The sequence below is a fragment of the candidate division KSB1 bacterium genome (assembly GCA_034506255.1).
Taxonomy (GTDB): Bacteria; Zhuqueibacterota; Zhuqueibacteria; order Zhuqueibacterales; family Zhuqueibacteraceae; genus Coneutiohabitans; species Coneutiohabitans thermophilus.
In genome coordinates, this window is sequence record JAPDPX010000005.1 from 249,702 (window position 1) to 275,359 (window position 25,658).

The 25,658-nt window shown below is 60.6% G+C and carries 24 protein-coding genes; 10 read left to right on the plus strand and 14 right to left on the minus strand.

The features are described from left to right. Window positions 1–8: 8 nt before the first annotated feature. The 4 genes from ONB52_11860 to ONB52_11875 form a co-directional block, all read right to left on the minus strand. The gene (locus ONB52_11860; protein MDZ7416834.1) at window positions 9–215 is read right to left on the minus strand and encodes a winged helix-turn-helix domain-containing protein; all 207 of its coding nucleotides are present in this window, start codon (window positions 213–215) and stop codon (window positions 9–11) included. A 213-nt stretch (window positions 216–428) separates the two neighbouring features. Then, on the minus strand, window positions 429–2,285 hold the full coding sequence (locus ONB52_11865; protein ID MDZ7416835.1) for a protein kinase: 1,857 nt from the start codon (window positions 2,283–2,285) through the stop codon (window positions 429–431). A gap of 91 nt (window positions 2,286–2,376) precedes the next feature. Continuing rightward, a complete protein-coding gene (locus ONB52_11870) occupies window positions 2,377–4,479 on the minus strand; it encodes a hypothetical protein (GenBank protein ID MDZ7416836.1) in 2,103 nt (700 codons plus the stop codon). Further along, the gene (locus ONB52_11875) at window positions 4,476–5,975 is read right to left on the minus strand and encodes a UPF0164 family protein (protein MDZ7416837.1); all 1,500 of its coding nucleotides are present in this window, start codon (window positions 5,973–5,975) and stop codon (window positions 4,476–4,478) included. Before ONB52_11875 ends, ONB52_11870 begins: the two co-directional genes overlap by 4 nt. A 261-nt stretch (window positions 5,976–6,236) precedes the next feature. Here ONB52_11875 and ONB52_11880 point away from each other — a divergent pair, with 261 nt between their 5' ends. After that, window positions 6,237–7,787 (plus strand): sigma-54 dependent transcriptional regulator, encoded by a 1,551-nt coding sequence (locus tag ONB52_11880; GenBank protein MDZ7416838.1) that lies wholly within the window; start codon window positions 6,237–6,239, stop codon window positions 7,785–7,787. Window positions 7,788–7,920: 133 nt separating this feature from the next. Here the strand turns inward: ONB52_11880 and ONB52_11885 are convergent, their stop codons facing one another. Next, window positions 7,921–8,802: an exodeoxyribonuclease IX gene (locus tag ONB52_11885; GenBank protein MDZ7416839.1), complete on the minus strand. Its 882-nt coding sequence runs from the start codon at window positions 8,800–8,802 to the stop codon at window positions 7,921–7,923. A 352-nt stretch (window positions 8,803–9,154) separates the two neighbouring features. On the opposite strand from ONB52_11885, the gene ONB52_11890 reads away from it, so the two are divergent. The 7 genes from ONB52_11890 (at window position 9,155) to ONB52_11920 (ending at window position 14,193) form a co-directional block, all read left to right on the plus strand. Then, window positions 9,155–9,670 carry a hypothetical protein gene (locus ONB52_11890; protein ID MDZ7416840.1) on the plus strand — a complete coding sequence of 172 codons (516 nt, stop codon included), beginning with the start codon at window positions 9,155–9,157 and terminating at the stop codon, window positions 9,668–9,670. A gap of 26 nt (window positions 9,671–9,696) precedes the next feature. Beyond that, on the plus strand, window positions 9,697–10,470 hold the full coding sequence (locus tag ONB52_11895) for a carboxypeptidase regulatory-like domain-containing protein (GenBank protein ID MDZ7416841.1): 774 nt from the start codon (window positions 9,697–9,699) through the stop codon (window positions 10,468–10,470). A gap of 7 nt (window positions 10,471–10,477) precedes the next feature. After that, window positions 10,478–11,425 carry an ATP-binding cassette domain-containing protein gene (locus ONB52_11900; GenBank protein MDZ7416842.1) on the plus strand — a complete coding sequence of 316 codons (948 nt, stop codon included), beginning with the start codon at window positions 10,478–10,480 and terminating at the stop codon, window positions 11,423–11,425. A 4-nt stretch (window positions 11,426–11,429) separates the two neighbouring features. After that, window positions 11,430–12,281, plus strand: a complete 852-nt coding sequence (locus ONB52_11905; GenBank protein ID MDZ7416843.1) for an ABC transporter permease — start codon at window positions 11,430–11,432, stop codon at window positions 12,279–12,281. A 24-nt stretch (window positions 12,282–12,305) separates the two neighbouring features. Continuing rightward, window positions 12,306–12,968, plus strand: coding sequence for a redoxin domain-containing protein (locus tag ONB52_11910; protein ID MDZ7416844.1), 663 nt, complete (start codon window positions 12,306–12,308; stop codon window positions 12,966–12,968). A 63-nt stretch (window positions 12,969–13,031) separates the two neighbouring features. Beyond that, window positions 13,032–13,421: a RidA family protein gene (locus ONB52_11915; protein MDZ7416845.1), complete on the plus strand. Its 390-nt coding sequence runs from the start codon at window positions 13,032–13,034 to the stop codon at window positions 13,419–13,421. 280 nt (window positions 13,422–13,701) lie between these two features. Further along, window positions 13,702–14,193 (plus strand): adenosine-specific kinase, encoded by a 492-nt coding sequence (locus ONB52_11920; protein MDZ7416846.1) that lies wholly within the window; start codon window positions 13,702–13,704, stop codon window positions 14,191–14,193. A gap of 1 nt (window position 14,194) precedes the next feature. Here the strand turns inward: ONB52_11920 and ONB52_11925 are convergent, their stop codons facing one another. From ONB52_11925 to ONB52_11965, 9 genes are all read right to left on the minus strand, one after another. Then, window positions 14,195–14,389, minus strand: coding sequence for a hypothetical protein (locus tag ONB52_11925; GenBank protein ID MDZ7416847.1), 195 nt, complete (start codon window positions 14,387–14,389; stop codon window positions 14,195–14,197). Window positions 14,390–14,543: 154 nt separating this feature from the next. After that, entirely contained in the window at window positions 14,544–15,023 is a 480-nt protein-coding gene (locus ONB52_11930) for a tetratricopeptide repeat protein (GenBank protein MDZ7416848.1), read from the minus strand. 42 nt (window positions 15,024–15,065) lie between these two features. Then, window positions 15,066–17,033 carry a S8 family serine peptidase gene (locus ONB52_11935; protein ID MDZ7416849.1) on the minus strand — a complete coding sequence of 656 codons (1,968 nt, stop codon included), beginning with the start codon at window positions 17,031–17,033 and terminating at the stop codon, window positions 15,066–15,068. Window positions 17,034–17,597: 564 nt separating this feature from the next. Further along, window positions 17,598–17,735, minus strand: coding sequence for a hypothetical protein (locus tag ONB52_11940; GenBank protein MDZ7416850.1), 138 nt, complete (start codon window positions 17,733–17,735; stop codon window positions 17,598–17,600). 794 nt (window positions 17,736–18,529) lie between these two features. Continuing rightward, window positions 18,530–18,976: a hypothetical protein gene (locus tag ONB52_11945; protein ID MDZ7416851.1), complete on the minus strand. Its 447-nt coding sequence runs from the start codon at window positions 18,974–18,976 to the stop codon at window positions 18,530–18,532. Between the two features lie 163 nt (window positions 18,977–19,139). Next, window positions 19,140–19,988 carry a CPBP family intramembrane metalloprotease gene (locus ONB52_11950; protein ID MDZ7416852.1) on the minus strand — a complete coding sequence of 283 codons (849 nt, stop codon included), beginning with the start codon at window positions 19,986–19,988 and terminating at the stop codon, window positions 19,140–19,142. Next, a complete protein-coding gene (locus ONB52_11955) occupies window positions 19,985–20,767 on the minus strand; it encodes an RNA methyltransferase (GenBank protein MDZ7416853.1) in 783 nt (260 codons plus the stop codon). The genes ONB52_11950 and ONB52_11955 overlap by 4 nt, the downstream gene beginning before the upstream one ends. Before the next feature lie 82 nt (window positions 20,768–20,849). Next, the gene (locus ONB52_11960) at window positions 20,850–21,320 is read right to left on the minus strand and encodes a PTS sugar transporter subunit IIA (protein MDZ7416854.1); all 471 of its coding nucleotides are present in this window, start codon (window positions 21,318–21,320) and stop codon (window positions 20,850–20,852) included. Between the two features lie 360 nt (window positions 21,321–21,680). Continuing rightward, window positions 21,681–24,233: a YfhO family protein gene (locus ONB52_11965; protein ID MDZ7416855.1), complete on the minus strand. Its 2,553-nt coding sequence runs from the start codon at window positions 24,231–24,233 to the stop codon at window positions 21,681–21,683. A gap of 142 nt (window positions 24,234–24,375) precedes the next feature. Between ONB52_11965 and ONB52_11970 the strand changes: the two genes are divergently transcribed. Together ONB52_11970 and ONB52_11975 are read left to right on the plus strand one after the other, a co-directional pair. Further along, window positions 24,376–24,591, plus strand: a complete 216-nt coding sequence (locus ONB52_11970; protein ID MDZ7416856.1) for a hypothetical protein — start codon at window positions 24,376–24,378, stop codon at window positions 24,589–24,591. A 180-nt stretch (window positions 24,592–24,771) separates the two neighbouring features. Beyond that, complete coding sequence (locus ONB52_11975) at window positions 24,772–25,455, plus strand: methyltransferase domain-containing protein (GenBank protein ID MDZ7416857.1); 684 nt, start codon at window positions 24,772–24,774, stop codon at window positions 25,453–25,455. Window positions 25,456–25,658 lie beyond the last annotated feature (203 nt).

Here is a 25,658-nt window from a genome sequence, read left to right on the forward strand (position 1 = left end):
CGGAGCTCTTATTTCGCTTTCAAATTGATGGTGAAGCTCGCCTTGTTTCTCGTGATCTCAATGTTGTCTTCGCGCGCCAGCCAGCCGAGCGCCAGCCACAACAATTTATCATCCGCGCCGGTCGCCTTCTTCAGATTGGTTGGCGTCATGCCCTGCTTGCCCTGCAGCGCATGCCAAATTTTACCGGCGACTTGACCGATTTCTCCACTCATCAACTCCTCCTTAAGCAAAGGCTTTTCTCATGACCACCGGCGGGAATCCTCAACCTCGGTTCACGATCAGCCAGCCAGATGCCTGCTCGTGGTGGGCACGATCGGCACGATGCTGCAAACACGCGAACAACGCAAAGCGAGAATTCAATGGGCCGCAGGTGTTTTTCAAAACGGCGTATGATATAGTGATTTGTCCCAGGAAAGTCAAGCTTTTTTTCAGATTTGCAAGAGGCGGGACAGCAGTTCACCGGCATCGGCAAAGCGTTTTGCCGGCTGCTTTTGCAGCGCCTGCAGCAGCACCTGTTGCAGTTCGGTCGAAATCGCCGGTGCACTCGCGGCCGGCGCGGCTGGATTTTCGTTCACAATGGCATAAGCCAGCGCATAGAGATTCTCTCCCTGAAACGGCCGGCGGCCGGTGAACAGTTCGTACAACACCACGCCCAGAGAGAAGACGTCGCTGCGCCGATCAACTTCCAAATTGCTGATCTGTTCGGGTGACATATAGGCCGGCGTGCCGAGCATCTGGCCGGCCTGGGTAAGACGCAGAGCCGCCTGCTCGCGCCGTGCAATACCAAAATCCAACAGCTTGACGACTTGCTGGGAATTGACAATGATGTTGCTCGGCTTGAGATCACGATGGATGAGGCCGGCGGCATGCGCGGCGGCCAGCGCCGAGGCGATTTGCCGTGCGACTGCCAGCTTCTGGCTGAAATCGTTATTCGGCTGGCTCGCCCACTCATCCAGCGGCAAGCCTTCCACATATTCCATACACAAACAGGGCGCGCCGTCGATAAACTCCACGGCATAAATGATGGCAATGTTCGGGTGGCTGAGTTGCGAAAGCGCGCGCGCCTCCGCCAGCAAGCGGGCGCGCTGTGCTGGCTCATGCCCAAGCTCCGGTGGCAGCACCTTGATCGCTGCCCGCCGCTGCAGATGTACGTCCTGCGCGCAGTAGACGACGCCCATGCCGCCCCGCCCAATCTCATACAGAATTTCATAAGCGCCGATCCGATCCCCCGGCTGCAGTGGCAAGGTCACCGCGATCGTGCCGGCTGCAGTCGCTGACTCGACTTGGACAAGGGCGCTAGGCAGGGCGGCCAGCCAGTTCTGAAACAATGGCGAACGCAGTTGCACCATCTCGCCGGTCTCGGCAAGCAAGCCGAGGGCGCGCAGGGTTTGCAGCGCGATGCGCTCCACCGCTGTGGTGGCGAGCGTCTCGGCCGGCAAACTCTGGCGGGCGCAGCGCTGCAGCAACGCCTGTTCGACCGGCTGCAGGCTTTGGTAATCGACTTGAAAAAAATTGCGCAGCGTTTCATCGTGCTGCATGCTGGCCAGAGCGGCATCGATTTCACCCAACTCCAGCGTGCGTTTGGCCAGCACTTGCAGCAGAAAGGGATGGCCGCCGGTGCAGGCAAAGAGTTGTGCTTGCACGGCAGCGTCAAAATCAGCCTGCGCGGTGAGGCTGCGGGCTTCCTCTTCTGAGAAAGGAGAAAGGTAAAGCGGCGGCGTGAAGCCGTGCAGAAAGGGCGAGGTTTCAGCGCCCTCGAACGTTTCCAGGCGCGCCAAACGGCGGGTGGCGGTCAACAGGCAGCGGACAGTCTCGCTGCCCTGCAGCACGCGGCGCAAGCGCGCCAGCAGCGGCACATCGTTCTGTGCCAGCGCGAGCAGGGCTTCTCCTTCGTCACACAGCAGCAGCAGTCTTTTGTTGTGCGAGCGCGTTGTGCTTTGCAGCCGCCGCAGGATTTCGGGAGTGGACAACTTCTCCCAGTCGCGGTCGTAGTCGAAACGGTCGCGGGCCTCATCGAGGCCGGCGAGCAAACTCTCGCGCAGGGTGTCGTCATCAACCGCGCCTTCCAAATCCCAATACAGCGGGAGGTAAACGGAATCGACCGAGAGCAGCACGCGACGCTCGAGCTCACGCAGCAGGGAAGTCTTGCCCATGCGGCGCAGGCCTGCGATCCACACCGCTTCGCGCGGGCCGTGCAATAATTCGTCGATCAACGCCGCACGCCCGAAGAATTTCTCGCCGCGCACCCACTGGCCAATTACGAAGGGATGGGATTGCGTCATCATGTTCGGAGCCAATACCATTTTCTGCCGACGCGGCAGCGGCCAATCGCGAAACCCGGGTCGCCGCGTTGCGGCCAGCCTCGAACATCCACGTTCATGAGGCAGTCTCCTCTCTCACTTCCTGCCGCAAGCGCTCGACCTCCGGCAAGCGGATGACACGCCGCCGGGTTTCGATGGCATGATTCACCAACCGCACGCAGAATTTCTGAATGAGAAACGGCCGGCCCTCGGAAAGCTGCCAGATTCTTTCCGCTGCCTCCGGCGTGAATTTGAAAAACCCCCTGACCGGCTCATGAATGAGCTGCAGCGTCTCGGCGCGCGAAAGCGCCGGCATCGTGATTTGCTCGAAAAAATTGTACCACGGACTTGATTCACTCTCCCACTGTTTGCGGATGTTGCTACCGGTCAGCACCGCCACCAGGTTCTCGCTGAATGACTTCATGAAAATCGAACGCAACTGCTGGTTGGTGCGCTCACTGTAGCGATTGAGTTCATCCACCTCATCGAGCAGGAAAACCAGCCGCACGCGCTTGCCCGCCGCCCCGCGGTCATTTTCGCGGGCCTGCAAACACGCCAGGATGGTGCGCAAGTCTTCGGCGAACTCACGGTGGCCGTAGCCGGCACGCGGCTGCGGCTTTGCCACGGCCGCCGCCACCTTCGGGCCGAGCTGGTCGCGCGCTTCTTCGATGAGATGCGTGAAGAACGACTCTTCGGCCACGCCCTGCAAATCCACCAGCACCGGCGCAAAATGATAAACCGGATCCTCCCGCTCCTTGAGCAGTCGCAGCAATTGATACTGCAACGAAGTCTTGCCGATCCGCCGCGCTCCGGAGATCATCAGGCTGTTGTTGGGCAGGGTGCGCAAAATGCGCTCGAGCAATTGTCGCCGGCCGAAGAACATCTGGGCGTCGCGAATCGGCGCGCCGGCGATGTAGGGATTGTAGCGATTCACGAACGAAATGCGGCTGCGGATCAGGCGATTGACGACAAGGGCGCCGAGCACGAACACCAGACCCGCGCCGGTGATCAGCCAGAATTGCGCGGTTTGATACACCGGCGGCAGGCGGCGCAGGCGCAAACGTTCCGTGCTGGTGTGCTGTTGGCGATCGCGATCAGCCGCGGTCACGGTGATTTCGTTTTCGCCCAGGCGCAAGGGAATCGCGGCGGTGAAATGATATTTGCCCTCGGCATCCGGCAGCGGCTGGGCGGCCTCGGCTAGCGCGGCGCCATTCACCACAAAAGTGATCGCGGCGATGCCGGAATCATCTTGCGCATATCCGCGAATGCGCAGCGTCGGCGTGCGCACGCTGGCGGTGGCGGCCTCCGGCTCGCGCAGCACGAGTACCGGCGCGCCGGCCCGCACGTATTCGGTGCGGGTGATGGTCTCGCTGCGCGCGGCAGCGGCGGGCGCCGGCGCACTCAGGCGGGCAATTTCGAATTGCACACGCTCGCGCCAGGCGGCGAGGGTGGCATCATTCGGCGCGAGTGTGGCGAGGCGATCAAAGCGGGCGAGCGCCTCGAAATAGCGGCCTTGCAGGTAGGCGGCCTGCGCAGCTTGCTGTTCTTGTGCGAGGGAATCAAACGCGGCAACCGGTTCCGCGCGCGCCGGGGAACTGCGCGCTGCCGGCGGATGCTCGGCAAACCAGCGCAGCATTTGTTGCCGGCTGGTTTCGTCCAGCGCTGGGTTTGCCGCCAGCAAGGAATCCAGGCGGCGAATCGTGAAGCCCTGACCGAGGCGATAGCTCGCCTCCAACAGCGCCGTCCAGGGCAACACAGCCGGCGCGCGCGCGCTTTTCTGCACGTGCAACAGGGCAGTGGCGGCCTCACGCAGCCGCAGCAAATTGTTGTAATCCGCGGGCAGCTCGCGAATGGTGGCGTATTCCAGTTCGCGATCGAAATGCGCGAGAGCGCCGGCATAATCGGCAAGGAAAAACAGTGCGCGGCCGAGTTGATAGTGCGGCAAATAATTGAAGGGGATCAAGCCCACCTCGCTCACGGCATCGCGGCGCGGCGCGGGCTTGATCGCCAGCGCGGCGCGAAAATCTTGCGCCGCTTCCTGCCACTGGCTCTTCTCGACCTTCTCCAGGCCGTTCAAGTAGTGCGTGGACCATTGCGCCATGATTGCCGGTGCCGACAGCAGCAGCACGCCGGCGAGCAGCATCAGACACGGTCGCGGCCCATTCGATTGCTTCATCATAAGCGCAACACCGCCGAGCCGATCAGGCTGATTTGCCCTCGCTCCGGACTGACATCCAGACTCGTTTCGAAGCGCACCTTGTTGTTAAGCACGACGCCGGCGCCGGACGTGAAATGCAGGAAGCCGGATTTATCCGGAAACTCGCGCTGCACCGCTGCCGCGCGTGAAACAGCCTGCCAGCCGAAGTTGGGTTCGGAGTAAATCCCCAGGCGCAACGGCCAAATGCGGCCCAGTTGGATCAAACGATACTCCACGCCGGCGCGCCAGGAAACGTGATGGTACGCGGCAACGTCTCCCAGACCATCGGGGTCGCGGCCGGCGACGTCGTCTTGCGGCAAGTCATCATGCAGGCCCCGCAACAATCCGCGGCTGCGATAAAGCAGCACGTCCGCGCCCAGCAACAGGCGAACATGCGCCCGCCAACTCAGCCCGAAACCGAGAAAGTCAGGTAGATTGAGCGTGAAGGGCACGCGCTTTTCTTCGGCCGTGAAATGGAGGGAATCATCACGGCCGTCGCCGGGCGTGCGGTCGGGTAAAGTGTAAGCCGGCAGCGTGATGCGATTGACGATTTCATAGGCGGGCAGATGTTCATACACCGCGCCCAGCGTCCAGCGGGGACTTAATTCGAACAGCATGCCCAGGCTGTAGCCCGGCTTGAATTGGCTGCGCTGGGCATGATCGATGCGATAGAGGCCCTCAATGCGCACCGGCACGCTGGGCTCGGACATGCCGGCGAAGCTGGTTTGCTGCCACAGCGCCGGCTCGAAGTACTGGCGTTCGTCGAGCAGCAGCCGCAACTGCGTGGCGCGCAGCGAGAGGCCGAGATGCACGCCGCCGGGCAGCGTGCGCGCCACCACCACGGCATTGTGAATCACTTCACAATAGTGCTCGCTCGCCAGTCCCGGAAAGTTGCCGCCCGCACCCAATTGCTCGGCCAGTGTCAACGGCCGGTTCAGCGCGAGGGTGAGAAATTGCCGGCGGCTGAAACTGAATTCCGAACGAAACGCCGCCTGGCGGAAGGCCGCGAAGGTGAAGCCCCATTGCGGATAGGTGATGTTGACGAGCGTTTGGTCAAAGATCCGTTGATAGTGCCGTGCGCGGCCGCTGGGCCGCTCCTGCCGGCTGACGGCAAAATCCGTGGTGTGCCAGCCGGCGCTGTGGCTCAAGCTGATTTCCGGCGTCGACAAAAAACTGATGCCGGCGGGATTGATAGCCGCGGCCGTGGCATCATCTGCGATGGCGATGAACGCGCCGCCCAGACTCGCGGGCCGGCTCGCGGGTTGAATCGGAACCAGGCGAAATTGCGTAAAGGCGAAATCTGCCAAACGCGGGCGGCTGGTTTGACTGCACGCGGCGCCGGAGAGCATGATCAGCGATAGCCCCACCAGAATGCCGGCGAGGTGATGGCGCCGCAGCGGCGCAGCCCGCAAGCAGACCGGGACAGAATTTTTCAGAGAAATCGCAGCTCTCATCATCGGCTCGACAATGAAATTCACTGCCGGCAAGATAGCGCTTTGCCCTGGAATTTCAAGGGGATTTTTGGCAACCGGCGCTGCCCGCTTGACATTGCAGCGATAAAAGCGTAATGTGATCGGCGCCGGAGCGCGCGTCTGGCCTTTTGGCAAAAGCGTTCCCGCAACGGCTTGGCCGCTGCATCAAAAACCGCTGAGTTCCGACGAGGCTCGCAGTCTTGAAAACCTCGGCTGAGCCGGGGTTGAGGCACTTTCGGACGGACAAGAATACCCCGCGTGTCCGACATGACTGACCCACAGAGTGATGATCTGAAACAAGAACTGCTCGCGCTGCAGGCCCTGCACAGGTTGGCGCAGGCCCTGGTGACCGCGCCAGAAGCGGATACGATTCTCGAACAGACGGTTGCCATTGCCACCGAGCTGACCGCCGCAGCCGGCGCAGCGCTGTTGCTGGTGCAACCGGGCCGGTTTGAAGCGGAAGTCACGTCTGCCGGCTGGTTTCGCACACTCGCGCGCCACGCCGCCGCGCCCGACACCGGCGCAGCAGCACTCCAACAACTCCACCGTCAGTTGGCCGGCTGGATTTTCAAGCATCGCACCGCGCTGCTTTCGCCGTGGCTGCCCGAGGATGAACGCTTTCCGGGTTTGGCGATTTTGGGTCCGCCCGCGCTGGCCGCAGCGGGCGTGCCGATTCAAGCAGGCGAGGACATCATCGGCGCGCTGGTGGTGGTGAAGGAAGAGAGGCTGCGCAGCGGCGAAAATCCGGTGGCGCGGCTGGAGCCGATCGCCGCACTGGCAGCGCCGGCCCTGCAACGCCTGCGCCGGCTGCAGGAATTGGTGGAGGAGAACGATTACTTTCGCCAAACGCTGATCGTGCAGCAGGGCTTCCCCGGTATGCTGGCGAAAAGCGAGGCTATGCAAAAAGTGCTGGCGCTGCTGCAACGGGTGGCGCCCAGCGACGCGCGCGTGTTGATTGAAGGCGAAAGCGGCACGGGCAAAGAACTCGTCGCGCGGCTGCTGCATGAATATGGCCCGCGGCGCGGCCGCAAGTTCCTCGCCGTGGATTGCGGCGCGATTCCCGACAATCTGCTGGAGAGCGAGCTGTTCGGCTATGTCAAGGGCGCGTTCACCGGCGCCACGCAGAATCGCAAAGGCCTGCTGCAAGAGGCGGAAGGCGGCACGCTCTTTCTCGACGAAATCAACAATCTGCCGCTGCCGCTGCAGGCCAAGCTCATGCGGGTGTTGCAGGAGGGCGAGGTGCGGCCGTTGGGCAGCAATGTCACGCAAAAAGTCGATGTGCGCGTGGTCGCGGCCAGCAGCCGCAGCCTGGCTGAGCTGGTCAAGAGCGGCGCGTTTCGCGAGGATTTGTATTTTCGTTTGAAAGTAGTGCTGTTGCGCCTGCCCCCGTTGCGGGAGCGCAGCGGCGACGTGCCGCTGCTCGCCGCGCATTTTCTCAAAAAGTACGCGCAACAATATCAAAAGCCGGTCACCGGTTTCGATCCGGCGGCGATGCAGATGCTGCAACGCTATCACTGGCCAGGCAATGTGCGCGAGCTCGAGCATGCGATCGAGCAGGCCGTGGTCCTGGCGCCGCCGCAGGCGCAGTGTCTGACCGTGAATGACTTGCCGGAAGAGGTGTGGCCGGGCGCAGCCGCGACAGCACCACTCGAGGAAATGGCCAACCTGTCCGCGGCCGTGGAGGCACTCGAACGCCGCATGATTCAAAAAGCGATCAACGCAACCAGCGGCAACAAATCACAAGCAGCCGCGCGCTTGGGACTGAGCCGCCGCGGTTTGTTGAACAAGCTGAAACGGTATCAAATCCTGACGGAGTGAGCAGCCGGTTTCGAGTTCGCCCCAAAACACCACCGCCCGGGCGCTTCATCATGAACGCCTGCACGCCTTGTTCGAGTGGTGCATACTTCAGGAGCAAGCGCCCGGGCGGTTTCTTCCTTACTCTGGACAGACACTATTTCTGCCAGCGGGGGATGCGTTCGCGAATCCTGCCGAAGCCCAGCCGGTCGAACAGCGCCTCCACTTTGCCGCGATCGGCGCCGGTATATTTCAGCATGCGCCAGTTGACCCGCAGCGGTGCCTGAGTGGCGATGGTGGCGAGCTGGCGCGACAACATCGCGCGGGCGCGGTCCTGCTCCAGCCTGGCACGAATGGCCGCTGCGCCCCGCAGCTTCATGGTCGCAACTGCCTCCAGCCGGGCGTACAATTCGTCCAGGTCGTGGAATTTTGCCAGCAACGCGGCGGCGGTTTTCGCACCTATGCCGCGCACGCCCGGAATGTTGTCAACGGCGTCGCCCATCAGCGCCAGCCAATCCACCATCTGGCGGGGCGGCACGCCGAAATGCTGTTTCACACCTTTTTCATTCCAGCGCCGATTTTTCGCGAAATCCCACAGCGTCACCCGCGGCCCGACGAGCTGCGCCAAATCCTTGTCGCCCGAGACGATCACGAATTCACCGCTGGCGCGGCGCAGTTTGTGGATGATCGTGCCGATCAGATCATCTGCTTCAAAGCGATCGTCGAGGAAGGTGCGCATGCCCAGGGCGGCGGTGATTTCGCGGCAGGCTTCCAACTGCGCCTCCAGGTCCGGCGGCGGCAAGGCGCGCTGGGCCTTGTAGGCCGGGTAGATGTCGTTGCGAAAGGAGGTGGTCAAGCTGCCGTCAAAGGCGACAGCGAGATGGGATGGCTGCGCCCGTTTGAGCAGATCGAGCAGAAAAGCGGTGTAACCGTAAACGGCATTGCAGGCCGCGCCTGCGGGCGTGCGCAGGGTGGCGGGGATGGCAAAATAGGCGCGAAAGATGTAGGGACTGGCATCGATGAGATGAAGCGTGGGCATGGTGATCGACTCCGGGAATGGTTCACGGCCGGTTTGGTGCCTGCAATATAAGCGCCGACCGTTGCGAAGCCAGAACAAAATGGCGGGAGCGGTAGTCCCTCGGCAACAGGCGGAACAGCGCAGGCATACCTGCCCGATGCTGCCAATTTTTCCCTGAAGTTTGCACCCGGATTGCTCCTCTCCGCGAGAAAAGCCGCTTTGATCGCGGCACCCAGCCACCCAAGCGGTGGTGCATAAAAAAATTTTGCAGGCCAACGTGCGGTCAACTCCGAAAAAAGTGACCTTTGGGGTTCTCATCAAAAAAATGCGCCCAATCATGAGAAATTCGACTGGCCACTCCTGACGGAGTTTTGTGAACAAGACATTTCTTCCAGACAACGGCAAGTCCGCATGCACAATTCAGGTCATAGCACGGCAGAGATTCGATACTCGCTGTGAAGATCCAATCCCAAAATCCGCCCACGAAAGCGAAATCCCACGAAAAAAGCATTTTCGTGGGATTTCATTTTCGTGGGAGAGAAGACGTGACACCTTCGGCAAACAGGCGTATTTCGCAGTCAGCGTCGCTCCACATTCGAAAAGAGTCTTGCTTGACTTCGAACAGAATACCTGGCGTTTTTTTGAACACATCATTTTCTCCGGGCAACAGCAGGCCGGCAGGCAAAATTCAGGTGGCGACATACGATCGATGCCATATCTGACTGGGCAAGCGCGGGACAAAATTGCCTTGACATTCGCAGACACGTTTTATATTGTTGCCTCGCCTCAGGCGAGAAATCGTCTTCCATTTGCAAATCCGGCCTTCTTGTTGGCCGGCGTCGCTCTCGCCTGCCAAACAATATCCACTCGGTTGTATTCTTTTACATGAACCCCATTCCCAAGGGAGGTGTGCCGATGCGAGTTGTACATTTGTGGCTTTTGCTGGCAGCGACAACTGTTCTCGGTTTGGCGTTTACGGGAGCAGAAAACAGCAAATCCCCCGGCCGTTTTGCCGTGAAGATCGAAGCGGCGCCACCGATGGCAGTGCCGGCCAACGGTTCGATCACGGGAACGGTGAAATACGCCGGCAAGGCGCCGGCCAAAACCAAGTTGCCCGTCACCAAGGACACGGAAGTGTGCGGCAAGCAGGAGCATTACGATGAATCGCTTCTGGTGGATGCCAACGGCGGCATCAAAGATGTGGTGGTGTCGATCACGGGTGTCACGGGCGGCAAGTCGTTGACGGCGCTGGGCAGCGATTTTGTCATCGACCAGAAAGGCTGCATGTACAGCCCGCATGTTTCGGTGGTGCCGGTGAAAACGCCGATCCGGGTGCTCAATCCCGACGGCATCCTGCACAACGTCCACAGCTACAGCACCAAAAACAAAGAATTCAACATGTCGCAGCCCAAATTCATGAAGGAGAAGAAAATCACCTACGACTTTGCCGAATTGGTGACGTTGAAATGTGATGTGCACGGCTGGATGAATGCCAAAGTCATGGTGGTGGATCACCCCTACCACGCGGTGACTGACGCCAACGGCAATTTCACCATCACCGATGTGCCGCCGGGAACCTACACGGTGGAATACTGGCAGGAAAAGCTGGGCAAGCAAACCGCCAAGGTGACGGTCACAGCGGGCGCTGCGGCCAAAGCCGATTTCACCTACCCGGCAGCGGCGAAGTGAAGAAGGAATGAATTCCCGACCGCTGGTTGAAATCGAGAACCTGACCCACTCTTACAACGGCCGTCCGGCGCTGCGGGGAGTGGGTTTTTCTGTTTCTGCCGGGGAGATTTTCGGCATTCTCGGGCCGAATGGCGGCGGCAAAACCACGCTGTTTCGCATTCTCGCCACCCTGTTGCAAGCCGATGGCGGCCATGCCCGGGTGGGCGGCTGCGACGTCGCGCAACAGCCGCAGCAAGTCCGCCGCCTGCTGGGTGTCGTTTTTCAGTCGCCGAGCGTCGATGGCAAACTCACCGTGGCGGAGAATCTCCAGCATCAGGGCCGGCTCCACGGCCTGCATCGCGCGTTGCTGGAGCAGCGCCTGACTGCCTTGTTGCAGCGCTTCGGCCTGCAGGAACGCCGCCGGGAATTGGTGGAGAATCTCTCCGGCGGGCTGCGCCGCCGTGTCGAGCTGGCGAAAAGTTTGTTGCATCAGCCGGCACTTCTCCTGCTCGATGAGCCGAGCACCGGGCTTGATCCCGGCGCGCGCCGGGAGCTGTGGGATCTGTTGCGCCATCTGCAAATCAGTGAGGGCGTCACCGTCCTGCTCACCACCCATCTGCTGGAGGAAGCGGAAAAGTGTGATCGCCTCGCCATTCTCGATGCCGGCCGCCTCGTCGCGCTGGGCACGCCGGAAGAATTGAAAGCCCGCATCGGCGGGGACGTCATCATGCTCGACTCACCCCAGCCCGAGCTGCTGCGCATGCGCTGCCGCGAGCTGTTTCAAATCGAAGCGACGGTGGTGGACGGCCGGCTGCGCCTGGAGCGCGACCGCGGCCATGAGTTCGTACCCAAGCTCATCGAAGCCTTTCCCGGCAGGATCACTTCCCTCACCATCGGCAAACCGACTTTGGAGGATGTGTTCATCAAGGAAACCGGCCACCAGTTTTGGCGGGATAAAGCGGCAGAGAGAGGGTGAAAGCATGCCAGCAGCCCCGGATCTCGAACAATCGCAAGAAACGCGGGCAGCGGACGTCACGCCGCCGCAGCCTGCCTTTTGGCTGCCGGTGTTGACGCTGTGGCAGCGCGAGCTGGTGCGCTTCCTGCGGCAGCGCAGCCGCCTGTTTGGCGCGCTGGGACAGCCGCTGCTGTTCTGGTTGTTGCTGGGCGCCGGCTTGAGCCCGTCCTTTCAACCCGCCGGGGCACCGCAGCAGGTGAATTATTTGGAATACTTCTTCCCCGGCACCCTTCTGCTCATCCTGCTGTTCAGTGCGATCTTCACCAACATTTCGATTATCGAAGACCGCATCTCAGGGTTTTTGCAATCGGTGCTGGTGGCGCCGGTTCATCCCGCGGTGCTGGTGCTCGGCAAAGTGGGCGGCGGCGCCACGCTGGCGCTGGTGCAGGCTGTCCTCTTCCTTTTACTCGCACCGCTGCTCGGAATCGCGCTGACCTGGCGCATGCTGCTGCATGCCACGCTGGTGCTGGCGCTCAGCGCCTGCGCCCTGACCGCCCTGGGTTTTGCCATTGCCTGGCGCATGGACTCGACGCAGGGCTTTCACGTCATCATGAATGTGTTTCTCATTCCGCTGTGGCTGCTGTCGGGCGCATTTTTTCCGGCGGTCGGCACGCCCGCGCCGCTGCAGTGGATCATCACGATCAATCCCGTTACCTACTGTCTGGCGGCGTTGCGGCAGTCGTTGTATGCGCCGGAGACGATCCGGGCCATGGCCCTGCCGCCTGCCGGCCTCTCGCTGGCGCTCACGGTTGCCTTCGCGCTGGCGATGTTCGGCCTGGCACTCTGGTCGCGTCACCGGGCCTATCGCCTGCCTTGATCCATTCCCAACCGGCGAACGGCCATGAAATTTCTCTGCACACTTTTGCTGGCGCTGCTGCCCGCCATCGCGGCGACTTCGCAAACTCCCGAGCAGGCCCTCTGTGCGGTCTGCCGCGTGTTGGAAGGCACCACCACACCCGAAAAAGTGGCGGCCTCCACCATTTACCAAGGCCAAACCTACTACTTCTGCGCCAAACGCTGTCAGGAAAGATTCGCACAGGATCCTGAAGCCTATGTGCCGCCGGTGTTGCCGCGGCCGGCACCGTCATTCACCGTCAAAACACTGACCGGCGAGGCGGTGACGCTGGCGAGTTTTCACGGCCGGGTTGTTTTGCTCGATTTCTGGGCAACCTGGTGCAAACCGTGTGTGCGCACCGTGCCCAAGCTGCAAAAAGTGCATGCGCAGTTCGCCGACAGCGGCTTTTCCGTCGTGGGAATTGCCGTCAACGAAAAAGGCGTCAAGCCGGTGCAATCCTTCCAGCAGAAGCACAAGCTCACTTATCCGATTTTCATGGATGACGCGGACAAACCGGCATGGGAAACATATCGCGTGAAAGTGATTCCGGCGATGTTTCTCATCGACCGGCAGAGGAAAATCGTGCAACAATGGGTGAATGAGCCGGATTTCAACGAGGTGACCGCGGCGATTCACCGGCTGGTTGCGCAGCCCGCGCCGCGTAATTAGTGGTTGGGAGGATTGCTGCAATCCGTTTTTGTTGCCGTATTACCCATCCAGGAGAGACCAATGCTGGAACGAAAAAACATCGCCAGCGGCACACAGTGGGAGCCGGTGGTGGGCTATTCGCGCGCGGTGCGGCTCGGCAACATGATTTATGTTTCCGGCACGACGGCGACCAACCCCGACGGCGGGATCGTCGGCCTCGGTGATCCGTACGCGCAAACCGTGCAGACGATCCGCAACATTCAGTCGGCGCTGCAGCAAGCCGGTGCCCGCCTGCAGGATGTCGTGCGCACGCGCATCTATGTCATCAACATCGACGATTGGGAGCAGATCGGCCGCGCCCATGGCGAATTTTTCGGGGCCATCCGGCCCGCGACCAGCATGGTACAGGTGAGCCGCTTGATCCTGCCGGAAATGCTGGTCGAGATCGAGGCTGATGCCATCGTTTCCTCATAACCCGAGCGGGACGGGACTGCAAACGGCAAAGTCCACGCAAAGCTGCCGGGAGGCTCAAAGCCAGACTTGACTGCAGCCTTCGATAATCAGTGGCAACGGGTGATCAAGCGATCATGGCGAACCTCTGCGGCGAGGCCTCTCCGCGTGAGTTCCTTTCTCAACCTCGGAGGCACTGAAGATCTGCAGAATTGGTATTGGCATTTCTGCCGGGTTTTCTTACCTTCCGCGCAACACCTCCCACAATTCTCCTTCACCCCGAACCAAAAGCGTGAGGAAGGTCATGCGACTCGAAGAGCTCGAGCTCGTCCCCATCGAAAAGCCCGAAGCCATGAATTTCATTCTCGGGCAAAGCCATTTTATCAAAACGGTTGAAGATCTGCACGAAACGCTGGTAGGCGCCGTGCCCGGCATCAAGTTTGGCCTGGCCTTTTGCGAAGCCAGCGGCCCGCGGCTGATCCGCTGGAGCGGCACGGACGAGGAGTGCCTGGCGCTGGCGAAGAAAAATGCGCAGGCGATCGGCGCCGGCCACAGTTTCATCGTTTTCCTCGGCAATGTTTTCCCGATCAATGTGCTCGGTCTCATCCGCAATGTGCCGGAAGTGTGCCGGATCTTCTGCGCCACGGCCAACCCGACGCAAGTGATCGTGGCGGCCAGCGCCCAAGGCCGCGGGATTCTCGGCGTCATTGACGGCGAATCGCCGCTGGGCGTGGAAGGCGAAAAGGAAATCGCGGAACGCAAGAGCTTGTTGCGCCGGTTCGGCTACAAGCTTTGATTCAGCCGTGCGGCTCGCGGGAGGAGTCTGCCGGCGGCCGGGGTGAAAACAACTTTTCCTGCATCGTCGAAGTGGGGTGCGGCGGGACAACCGGGGTGTGGCGGTTGCGGCGGAAAAGCCGGAACCACAGGGCGAAAAAAACACCGGCAGTCAGCAGGCTGGCCAGCGCCAGGACAAGCAACGCTTGCGGCGTCATACAGGTGTTACCCTGAAAATACCGCAGGGCAGGTTTTCAGTCTGCCTCTGCATTGTCATCGCGATGAAGAGCTGTCACGCTTGCGAGGATTTTGCAGCGCAACGTTGCCAGCCGGCCTTCGTTTGCGGGCTGGCAACCTGCGCCGGGGAAGGTCTCAATTCAAGTTTGCCCGCAGGCGTTCCACCGCATGGCGCGCGACTTCGTAATCCGGCCGGATGGTGAGTGCGGCCTGATAATATTCGAGGGCGCGCGGCCACAGCAACTTCCGCTCGAAGATCAAGCCAAGATTGGCATGGGGAAATTCACGGTTTTCGTAGCGCGGGGCGGACATGGCCCGCCGCAGCCAGGGGATCGCCTCATCAAGTTTTCCCATCTCCATCAAATAGACGCCGATATCGTTGTAGGGATTGCCGAAATCCGGATCGAGCTGGATGGCGCGCCGGCATTCGGCGATCGCCTCCTCCAGACGTCCCATCATGCTGTAGGTCCAGCCCAAAAACGTGTGCGCTTCCGCGGTCGGCGCGATTTCCAAAGACTTTTTGTAATGTGCCGCCGCCTGTTCCAGATCCCCGCGCATTTGCATTTCATAGGCCATGCGCAAGAAACGCAAGGCCTCGTCCCTCAATCTTTCCATGGTGGTGTAACGGACGGATTCGCGGTTCCAAGTCAGCCGGGCTCAGCGCAACAGCAGGAGTTTTTTGCGCGCCGTGGCCTGCGGCGTGCTGATGACATAGAAGTAAACGCCGCTGGCGAGCAGGCGGCCGCTGCTGTCCCGGCCATCCCAGCTTATTTCCGAACGGCCGGCTTCGCGCGGCGCGGACAGCAGGGTGCGCACCTCCTGGCCCAGCGTGTTGTAGATGCGGAGCTGCACCGGTGCCGCGGCGCTGAGCGTGAAGCCGATTACGGTCGTGCTGCCGGCCGCGACCCGGAAGGGATTGGGCCGGTTTTGTTCCAGCACGAAACTCTCGGGCGGGTGCGACGGCCTGTCACCGACTTCCAGAGTCCCGTCACCCCGCACGAGAAAATCACCCTGCGGTGATTTGCGTGGATAGGTCACCTGGCCAAAACCGCTGTCCTCCGCGGTAAAATGAATTTGAAAGTGCGCCGTGTCGGAGGCCGGTTTGGGAATCAGGCCAGTGAAGGCGGTGGAATCCAGCGGCGTGAGCGTCACGCTGCGATAGTCCGTGCGGCCGCGCCCGGCATACCAAACCCGCACGCTGCCCGGCACCAGGCCGTCGCGCGAAAGGATGCGAATGGTGACACGCAGCTCGCCGTTGGTGGCATTGATTTCGGGAAGATTGCTGAACGCCGGGCCGAATGCCGTGATGGCGGCGCGGGCATTCACAATGCCATAGCCATAATCATTGTCGGGGGTGGCGGCGCGACTCGCCGTGTTGTGCAGCACACGCATCATTTGCTGCGGCGTGATCTCCGGATGTGCCGAAAGAATTTGTGCCACCACGCCCGCCGTCAGCGGGCAGGAGAAGGAGGTGCCGCTGACAAAGCCGTAGCTGTTGGGCGCGCCGACCAAGGCGGATTGCACGCCAATACCCATCGCCATCACATCGGGCTTGAGGCGGCCATCCGCGCTTGGGCCCCGGCTCGAAAAACCGACCACCGTACCCCCGGCATCGACCGCGCCCACCGCAATCACGTTCGGGCCGTCCGCCGGCGCGGTGATGATGCGCCAACTGCTGTTGCCCTCATTGCCCGCACTATTGACCACGATAACACCCTTGCTGGCCGCAATCTCCGCAGCTTTGGTGATGATGGTTGTCCTGCCGTCCATGTCTGCGGGGGAATAGCTGGTCTGACCCGCATCGAAAGTGCTGTAGCCCAGGGAAGTCGAGGTCACCTCAACGCCCAATTGCTCCATCCACTCTATGGCCGCGACCCAGAAATCCTCTTCAGCATGGGTTTCCGAGGCAATGTTTTCGGTCTTGGCAAAAAGAAATTCGGCATCGAATGCCGGCCCGATGAGCTGGCCTTCCTTGAAGCCGGCCAGTACCGACAAGGTCTCCGTGCCGTGACTGTCCTGGCCGGGGGGATCACCCGTTTGGTTGCGCGTAACACCGTCATTGCGGATGAAATCGCGCTCGCCGAGCACACGGTGCTTCAAATGCTGAAAGGCTTCATGCTCCTGCCAGCGAAAGCCGGTGTCGAGCATGCCCACCAGCACACCGCGGCCGGTGATGCCGGCGTCATGCAAGTCCGTGGCGCGAATTTGTTCCATTTGCGTCAGCGAGGTGCCATAAGCGTAGCGATGCGGCGTGGCGGGCTTGTGCCGGCTTTGCGGTGGCGGCGCCGCAGTTTGAACCGGCGGCGTGCGCAGGCGGGCCACCGGTTGCACAGCGGCCACGCTGGCGAGCTGCCGGACTGCCGCCATTTGCGCCGGCGTGGCAACCACACTCACGGCATTCAACCAGCGCGAAACCGTGACGGGTGTCAACCCCAGGGCCGCCAGCTCCCGGAGATAAGGCTCATAGACGTCGACGTCAGTCGCATCGACCAACTGCTGCGGCGCAACCTTGGCCCGGCGTTGCAACGCCCGCGCGGAAAGCCGCGACTTCGCCTGTTCCAGTGCCGCCGCACCTTTGGCCAGCGCGGCCGGGCCCTTGTCTTTGAAAAAGATCCAATATTTCACGGAGGGCTGCGTCTGATCTTCACCGGAAGCAGGTGGTGTGCCGGAAGAAAACGTGTCCCGCAGGAAAAACAGCACGAGTAAAGCGGCGAGTAAAGTGAAAAAGAAGGGACGCACAGACAAGCGATGGTTCATAACACGGGCGGTTTACAGGTTCAAATGATGCGCGGTACGCTGTTGGAACCCACCCAGTGCCACCGGCCTCCGTTGCGCACATTGCTTTTCGCGCGTTTTTCCAACAGCACCACAGGGGAATCGGGAGATCCCACCGAGACGGCAACCGTTGATTGTGCGTCAAAATAGAAAACCAGCCCTGCAAAAGCAAGGGGCAAAACCGTGCGTGAGGACCTGACTTTTGCATGCTGGCTTGTTGTTGCGCGGAAGAAATGGCGTATTCACCAATACACCGCCGGTTATTCCGATCGCAGTCAAACAAAACTTTTTTCGAATGTGGAGCGGCCTGATTGCGAAATGCGCCCGTTTGCCGAGGGCGTCACGTCTTCTCTCCCACGAAAATGCTTTTTTCGTGGGATTTCGCTTTCGTGGGCGGATTTTGGGATTGGATCTTCACATCAAGGGTTGCATCTCTGCCGTGCGATGAACAGGGCGTCCCACGCGGAATTGCCGGTTGTCCTCCCTCTCATCGCGAGGCCGCGCCAGCAAACAGCGCGAGTAGAGCGCGTTGTTCATACCTGAATTTTGCATGCGGACTTGCTCCTGCCTGGAAGAAATGTCTTGCTCACAAAACTCCGTCAGGAGTGAACTGTTTGTAGACATGGGGAGCTTGCGCGTCTTTAAACTCCGTCGGGAGTGGCCTGTCGAATTGCTCATGATTGGGCGCATTTTTTTGATGAGAATCCCAAAGGTCACTTTTTTCGGAGTTGACCGCACGTTGGCCTGCAAAATTTTTTATGCACTCGCGCACTGTTACGTTAATTTTTTACAGCCCCGTCACCTTTGGGGGCGCTGTTGAAGTAGCAAAAATTCATCTTTGAACAGCCGCTCACGAGGGGCGGGGGCTAAAGAATTCCGTTGACAGTGCTAGCCCTTGGGTGGCTGGGTGTCGCGATCAAATCGGCTTTTCTCGCGGAGGGATCAAGCCGGGTGCAAAATTCAGTGAAGGGAGACAGGACCGAAACAGGAGAGAGCGCGTGCGGGAGACGGGCAGCACACAGGCGCTGATGCGAGTGATGACGGCCGACAAAAGCAAAAACCGGATTCCACCCCGCAGTGCAATCCGGTTGAAGGAGAGGAAGTGACGGTCGCGGCGGGGACGCACACACAACTGCGAGTTTCGTCACTCGGAGCTGGCAACACTCGCAGTTTTGGTCCGGCATCCGCGCGCGTGACAGACCGTTGCCGGCTGGCGGGCTGTTTGAACAATTTCGTGGCTTGCACAAAAACTTCGCGCGCAGGGGAGAAGCCGCCTTTGCGCAAACGCCGGCCGAACGGGTGCCGTCCCATTTTTTTACAGGGCGGTGATGGTGGATGATGGCCACTCAAAACAATTCGTTTGAGCTCAAAGCAGCGCGGCTTTCCGACTCGTCGAGGCCGACGGCGTCCAGGGTGAAGGGGGTTGGCAGGGCGAGCAGGCGATGGACGCGGGCCAGCAGCTCTTCCGCGCCGATGTGCCGGTCCACCCAGCCATCCGCGCCGCATTCCTGCAGGGCGCAGCCCAGGCGTTCGTCGCCGGCGACAATGGCGAGCACGCGCACACGGCGGTGTTTGTGTTTGATCTTTTGGATCAGTTTGCAGGCGGTTTTGCCGTCCTGGTTGAAACTGCTGTAATGCGCATCTAGCAGCAGCAAATCCGGCCGCTTCCGCCGCAACAACCGCATCAAGGTTACCTCATTTTCGGCAATGTCGATGCGATAAGCCGCACACAGCACCAGATACATGCGCATCTGAGATTCGAGGTCGTCGTTGAGAATGATGATTCGGTTCATGGTTGCAGCCCAGACTCTCGTTCGGCGAACTCTCTTCCCGGCAATCTGTCGCAACTGTGCCGGGCGTGAAACCTGCGCACAGATTGGCTGTGGTCAAGAGAAGGCAATCGTTTGGCTAAACAGTAGTATCAAGCCGGGGGGAATGCGGAAAGCGCGGGCCGGCTCAGCGTGAGGACAGTGGCGTGTTCAACAGCGTGGGAATTGGGGTCTCTTCCTCGCAATAGCGGAAGAACAGGCGCAAGCCCGCCCCCAGCACCAGCACGGCCGCGAGCAGCAGCAAAGGAGGCACATGGCCGTGCCATTGTCGCAGCGGGTTGGTGGCGTCCTGGGTGAGATTGTTGAGCAGCAAAGCGGTGAGGTTGTTCTGCGCATGCACAATCGCGCCGGGGATGATGGAGTCACTCTTCCACGCCAGGATGCCGAGAAAGAAGGCGATGAAGATGAATTGCAAAAACCACCAGGGATTCAGGTGCACGGCGCCGAAGAGAATCGCAGTGATGAAAATCGCGTAGGCCGGCGGGTGCCGTTGTTCAAAGGCATTTTGCACAAACCCGCGAAACAACATTTCTTCGAACACGCCGGCAAACAGCACCGCCGCCAGCAGCATGATGACCCAATCCATCGCGCTGTCGGCCTGCAGCGTGCGTTGCAGGATCGCCTCCCATTGCTCGGGAAAAGGCAGCACCACACTCACCAGGCAGTCCACTTCGAAGGCCAGCACCGTGATCGCCAGCCCGAGCGCCAGAGTCACCGCCACCACCCGCGCACTCACCGGACGGAGGCGAAACACCGTGCGCGCCGCGAGTTTTTGGTGGCGCAGGTGGAGATAAGCCGGCAGCAGCAGGGTCAGTTCGCCGAACAGCAGCGGCCATTTGGTGAGCGTGCGCTCGCTCAAGAATCCGGCAATAATGAGGGGAATGGAGGAAAACAAAAGCACGCCGGCAACGCCGCGCAGCGAGGGATACAGGGCGGCGGGGGAGGAGACCCGGTTTTCTGCAGTCGTGCGGTTCATCGACACATTTCGGCCAGCAAAATCGCCGCGGCAATCGCAACATTCAGGGAGTCACCGCCACCGCGTTTGGGAATGGAGACGCGATGCTGGATGATCTCCTTGATTTGCGGGGAAAGCCCTTCGATTTCATCGCCCAGCACCAGCACCTTCCTGGCCGAAAAGCGCAGGGTGGTGTAGGGAAAGTCGCCGGACTGGTCCGCGCCGTAGAGCACACAGCCGAACATCTGAAATTTGCGCAGCAAACCGACGACATCCTCCACTTCGTGAATCGCCAGGCGAAAGAGCGCGCCCATGCTGGCGCGCACAACCTTGGGATTGTACACTTCGACACAGGTGCTGCCCACGATGATGCCGTCCACGCCCAGCCAGTCCGCGGTGCGCAAGATCGTGCCGAGATTGCCGGGGTCGTGCAGTTTTTCGATCGCCACCCACAAACAGCGGGGGACCTGCTTCATCTGCTCCAGCGGGTCGCGGGCGGGCGGCCGCTTGCGCACCACCGCGACGATGCCCTGCGAGTTTTTCGTGTCGGAGAGATTGGCAAAAGTCTCGACGTTCACCTCTTCGACCGGCAGGCCGCGTTGCAGCGCCAGCTTCAGGGCCTGATGCGAGCGCAGTGAGTTGAGCAGCGAGGGGCAGTAGATGATGTGTTCAATTTCCCAGCCTGATTGGATGGCTTCTTCGCACAGGCGGCCGCCTTCCACCAGGAAACAATTTGTCTCCTCGCGGTACTTCTTCTGCAGCAAGCGGGAGATGGATTTCAGGTCGGCTTTGGAAAGCATAGTGAGGACAGACAGGCTAGCTGCGGAGCAGGTGAGCAGGCGGTGGGGAGGTTACGGCCGCCGCCGCGCAGATCCGCGACGATCAGGATTCATGGAAGCTTTCTTCCTCGTTGCTGATGGTGCCAAAGGCTTCTGCCGGCGTGGCGGCAGCCAGCAGGCGCTCGCGAAAATCACGCTTGTGCACCAGGCGTGAAATCCGGCTGAGTGCTTTCAAGTGCGGACCGGTTTGATGCGGCGGGCCGACCAGCAGCCACACCAGCCGCACCGGTTGATCATCGATCGCGTCGAATTCCACCGGGGTATGGGCAATGCCGAGCGCCGCCACAATTTCCGGCGCGGCTTCGGCCTTGCCGTGCGGGATGGCCACGCCTTCCCCCACCCCGGTGCTCATCACCGCCTCGCGGTCGAGAATGGCTTTGAGCACCTGGTTGCGATCCTTGATCCGGCGCGCCGCCGCCAGCATATCCACCATCTCTTCGATCACTTTGGTCTTGTCACGGTTGGCGAGCGGGACTTTGATCAAATCTTTTGATAAAATATCCTGCAACTTCATGAACAATGTCTCCTTCAAGCAGACCGGCGGCCGGCATACCCTTCCCGCCCCTCCCTCGGCCGGCGCTGGCCGCTGTTTCGGTTCGCGTGCGGCATGACCCTTGGGGGAAAGTCACAAACTGCATGCGTGATCACGACTCACAGCCCGCCAGGCAGGAACGCGCGGGGATGAGACCACTCAATCTCTCCGGTCAAATCAGGACGGCAAATTTATAGCAGCGCCGACTCAATTGCAATCCTTATTTTCGCACGCATCCTGCCGCCGCACAGCACGCTCTTCCCGCCGGCAACGGATCGCGCAGAGCCCGGCACACAAAACGACGCAGTGCGGCGCCTCCTGTGCGGCTGGCGCGCACCCGCTTCAAACATGCCGGCGACCGGCAAATATGAAGCCCGCACACAACACCAACGCACCCAGGCTCAGCCACACGCCGGTGGTGAAGGCCCGTGAAGCATAGCGAAATTCGATGCGATGCTGACCGGCAGGCACGGCAACGCCGCGAAAACAATAATTGGCCACCTGGGTTTTCACCGGCTTGCCGTCGAGATAGGCGTGCCATCCAGGGGGGTAATAATTATCACTCAACACCAAAATCTGCGGAAACGCCGCGCTCGTCTCAATGGTGAGATGATGAAGCTGATATTCCGTGACGATGGCGCGCGCCGTGGTGTCGGGCTGCGGTTCCAGCGCGGGTGGTTGTTCGAGCAGGACGGTGGTGTGCGGATCAAAGGTGCTGGCAGCCAGCCGCTGCAATGCCGCCAGATTTTGCGTTTGCACTTCATAGCGTCCCACCAGAAAGGCGCGCGGCAGGGCCGTGGTGTTTTCCAAGATGTGCAACGGATAGGCGCCGCCTTGATAGTTCACCGTCACGGTGGCACGGCTGACCCAGTTTTCCTCCGGCAGGGGAAAGAAGGCGAGAATGTATTTCACATTCAGCAGGTCGAGCAGATTTTTGATGACCGTGCGGCGCTCCGCCGGAATCGCCTCCACCGGTTTGGGCTGCAGACCCTGCCGGCCGTTTTCTACAACCACGGTGAAATAGTCATGCAGCAAGCCGCTCTGCAGATCTGTGGCCTCGAGGAAATCCTGGTAGCGCCGCGGCTTGGCGGCATGATAGCCGCCCACGCTGTGAATGTCCTGCGCCGCCCAGTGTGTTTCACGGAAGAGATCGAGCGTGGGATAGATGCGGTAAAGACTCTTGTCCTGCTGCAGGAACAGGGCGACGGCATCGGGTTGGAGAACGGCCTGGGCGTTGCGTTCAGGCGCGGGTGGATTACCGATTTTCTTGTCGACGATCCAGAGATCGATGAGCGTCAGGACGACGATGACCGCCGCAGCGGTGCGCGGGGCGATCCTGCCGGCAAAGGCCAGCGCCAGCATCACCAGACCCGTGCCTGCCAGCAGCGTGAGCTTCCACCAATCTCCAAACAGCATGTCGAAACGCATTTCATCCAGGCGCGCCTGGGTGGCGGGATCATATTGATCGGGATAGAGGCCGGCCATGAACTGCTGCAGGCTGCTCTGGAACACTGTTATCAGCAGCGCCAACAGCAGGAGCACGCCTGCCATCCGCCAGAGATTTTTCGCGATCCCCGCGTGGCGGCTGGCGCGCTGTGCGGCGGGCGTGGCCAGCGGCTGCAGCAGTGCCTGCAAGCCCAGGCCCGCCAAAATCGCAACGCAACCCTGCACCAGCACCAGGATCATCACCGGCACACGAAATTTGTTGAAATGCGGGAAATAGTCGTAGAACAGCCGGTAGAAGGATTCAAAATGATGGCCGAAGGAGATCAGCAGCGCCAGCAGGATGCTCGCGCCGAGAAAGCCGGCATGCGGCACGCGTTTGATCAGTGCAAAGATGGCGAGCGCGAGCACCAGAATGCCCATGTAGTTGGGATAATCGGTGAAGGGCATCGTCCCCCAATAGGTCATGCCGCCGAAGCCGTAAAACGAAGGCAGCAGAAAGGTCATCATCTCTCCGGGCGAGAACGACCATTGCGTGGCATAATCGAAGCCGACTCCGGCCTCCGCCTGCGTGGTTTGCAACACCGAGGCGGACCCGCGAATGGAGTGGGGCGTGTATTCCTGCACCGGCAGAAACAGAATGGCAGCCAGGGCCAGCGCCAGGGCCACGGCCGCGGCAAAACCGCCCAGCATCGGCAGCACGCGTGCGGCCTGTTTGCGCAGGAGCACGGTTGCCAGCTCATAGAGCACGAAAAATCCCACCAGCATCAAACCATAGTAGGCGATCTGGATGTGGCCGCGCTGCAGCATGGAGCCGAGCGTCAGGCCGGCGAGGCCGATATTCCGCAGCGAGACTTTTTCGAGCAGGCGATCCACCGCCCACAGCGCGAGCGGCAGGTAGGCGGCTGTCATCATCTGCGAGCCGTGGCCGAAAATGATCATGGTGATCAAATAAGGCGTGAGCATGAACGCCAAACCGCCCAGCAGCGCCGGCAGATAGTCCGCACCCTTGCGGCGCAGAAACAGAAAAACCCCCAAGCCGGCCAGCACATAGTGCAGGGCGATAAGCAACATGCCGCGCACCGGCACCACGCGGCTGATCACCTCGACAAGGGCGTGAGGAAAATAGGCAAGGGGATTGTACGTCAGGCTCGCGAAGCTCGGCATGCCGCCAAAAATGTGGGGCAGCCACTGGGGATACACGCCTTCCTCCCACAATGCTTTCTTCAACGGTGCCGAAAGGGCGAGCGGCGCCTGGGCATCGGGCGAGAGATAGGTCTTGCCCAGGAAGATGGTCTCAAAGAAAAACACCAGCATGAGCAGGAGATAAACGCCGCTTGCAGACAGCACGGGATGCTTTGTGAACCAGGTGAAGGTGGGCGAAGTCGCGGCCGTGCGACCGGGCCCGCCGGCCGCCGCGGCACGCCGGTGCGAAGAGGTTTTCTTGGACATGGAGAAGCGGGGATCCTTGGCGAAATTGGTGTATTGTTCCGCAGAAACTATCACGCCCGCAAAGTTTTTTGAAGCGTGAAACCGTCCGCAACGCAAAAATACCGACCGGACGGTTTTCGCGGTTCAAAATTTTGGTTGCGGCATGAACACCGCGTTCTGGTACTGCCCTGAGAGCGTTGTCGCGCAGGCTGCCGGCATTGGTCCGCAGGCAGGAGGACTGCGTCACGTGGTTGCGGCTCAGAATGAGGCGCTATATAGGATGATTTTCCACGAATCGCAAGATTTTTTCTGTGGAAAATTCCCGCCGGGTATTTATATTGCCCGCCGGCTTGCAAATTGGCAGGCCGGTTTCCTCTGAAAATAAATTTTGTCGTGGCGCCTTCGAGACCGGGGTCTGAAGGCGCGGCGGCGAGAACGCTGAAAACCTTCGCGAGTGTGATCTGCTGCAAACCCAGGCAGACTGAAAGCCGGCGTCACGAAAATGCTGCGCTCCCAAGGAGCTTTCCAGAATGATGCGGTAACGGACTGGCAGATAAACATGAAAACAGGAATACCGCCTGCCCGCCGCGGGAATTCGCCGATCGAGGCCTGGCGCGGCGAATTCGGCAGAGCCTGCACCGATCGCAACGCCTGGACGCTGGCGGAGATGGAGGAAAAATACCGGCACACCTACGGCCTGAGCCGCACCGAAATGAACCGCCACCAGCTCGAGGCGCTCGATCGCAACCTGCGCATCCTGGAGGTGGGGGCCAATATCGGCAACCAGTTGCTCTGCCTGCAGCAAATGGGCTTCACCTCGCTCTACGGCATCGAGCTGCAGGAATATGCCGTGGAGCTGGCCAGGCAACGCATCCGCCACATCAATTTGCTCACCGGTGTCGCCCACGATCTGCCGTTCAAAGACGGTTTCTTCGATCTGGTCTTCACTTCCGGCGTGCTGATTCACATCGCGCCCGCCGAGATCACGGCGGTGCTGCGGGAGATTCACCGTTGCACCAGACGCTACATTTGGGGCTTCGAGTATTTTGCGGAGCGTTACACCGAGGTCAACTACCGCGGCCATGACGGTTTGCTGTGGAAAACGGATTTTGCCCGGCTTTATCTCGACACCTTTCCCGATTTGCGTCTGCCGCGGGAAGATCGTTATCGTTACCTGGGGCAGGACCTGACGGACACCATGTTCCTGCTGGAGCGGATCGCGGCGCCGGCCAGCCACCAATGAAATACCTGGATTGTGCATGCCGGCTCGCTGTTGCCAGGAGGAAATGCCGTGTTCACAAAACGCCGCGAGGAGGGAATTGTTGGTAGACTTGGGAATCCTGCATCTCTTTAAACTCCCTTGGGAGTGGCCTGGAGAATTTCTCATGATCTGGCGCGTTCTCTCTTTTGAGAGGGGCCAAGCCGGTCACTCCTGACAGAGTTTTG

Excerpts from the sequence above, each read along its gene's own strand:
- ONB52_11950 (MDZ7416852.1), bottom strand. The coding sequence starts at position 19,988 with ATGAACCGCACGACTGCAGAAAACCGGGTCTCCTCCCCCGCCGCCCTG.
- ONB52_11920 (MDZ7416846.1), top strand. The coding sequence starts at position 13,702 with ATGCGACTCGAAGAGCTCGAGCTCGTCCCCATCGAAAAGCCCGAAGCC.
- ONB52_11930 (MDZ7416848.1), bottom strand. The coding sequence starts at position 15,023 with ATGGAAAGATTGAGGGACGAGGCCTTGCGTTTCTTGCGCATGGCCTAT.
- ONB52_11945 (MDZ7416851.1), bottom strand. The coding sequence starts at position 18,976 with ATGAACCGAATCATCATTCTCAACGACGACCTCGAATCTCAGATGCGC.
- ONB52_11975 (MDZ7416857.1), top strand. The coding sequence starts at position 24,772 with ATGAAAACAGGAATACCGCCTGCCCGCCGCGGGAATTCGCCGATCGAG.
- ONB52_11925 (MDZ7416847.1), bottom strand. The coding sequence starts at position 14,389 with ATGACGCCGCAAGCGTTGCTTGTCCTGGCGCTGGCCAGCCTGCTGACT.
- ONB52_11955 (MDZ7416853.1), bottom strand. The coding sequence starts at position 20,767 with ATGCTTTCCAAAGCCGACCTGAAATCCATCTCCCGCTTGCTGCAGAAG.
- ONB52_11905 (MDZ7416843.1), top strand. The coding sequence starts at position 11,430 with ATGCCAGCAGCCCCGGATCTCGAACAATCGCAAGAAACGCGGGCAGCG.
- ONB52_11870 (MDZ7416836.1), bottom strand. The coding sequence starts at position 4,479 with ATGATGAAGCAATCGAATGGGCCGCGACCGTGTCTGATGCTGCTCGCC.
- ONB52_11865 (MDZ7416835.1), bottom strand. The coding sequence starts at position 2,285 with ATGATGACGCAATCCCATCCCTTCGTAATTGGCCAGTGGGTGCGCGGC.
- ONB52_11940 (MDZ7416850.1), bottom strand. The coding sequence starts at position 17,735 with ATGCAAAATTCAGGTATGAACAACGCGCTCTACTCGCGCTGTTTGCTG.
- ONB52_11965 (MDZ7416855.1), bottom strand. The coding sequence starts at position 24,233 with ATGTCCAAGAAAACCTCTTCGCACCGGCGTGCCGCGGCGGCCGGCGGG.
- ONB52_11910 (MDZ7416844.1), top strand. The coding sequence starts at position 12,306 with ATGAAATTTCTCTGCACACTTTTGCTGGCGCTGCTGCCCGCCATCGCG.
- ONB52_11885 (MDZ7416839.1), bottom strand. The coding sequence starts at position 8,802 with ATGCCCACGCTTCATCTCATCGATGCCAGTCCCTACATCTTTCGCGCC.
- ONB52_11900 (MDZ7416842.1), top strand. The coding sequence starts at position 10,478 with ATGAATTCCCGACCGCTGGTTGAAATCGAGAACCTGACCCACTCTTAC.
- ONB52_11970 (MDZ7416856.1), top strand. The coding sequence starts at position 24,376 with ATGAACACCGCGTTCTGGTACTGCCCTGAGAGCGTTGTCGCGCAGGCT.
- ONB52_11895 (MDZ7416841.1), top strand. The coding sequence starts at position 9,697 with ATGCGAGTTGTACATTTGTGGCTTTTGCTGGCAGCGACAACTGTTCTC.
- ONB52_11960 (MDZ7416854.1), bottom strand. The coding sequence starts at position 21,320 with ATGAAGTTGCAGGATATTTTATCAAAAGATTTGATCAAAGTCCCGCTC.
- ONB52_11880 (MDZ7416838.1), top strand. The coding sequence starts at position 6,237 with ATGACTGACCCACAGAGTGATGATCTGAAACAAGAACTGCTCGCGCTG.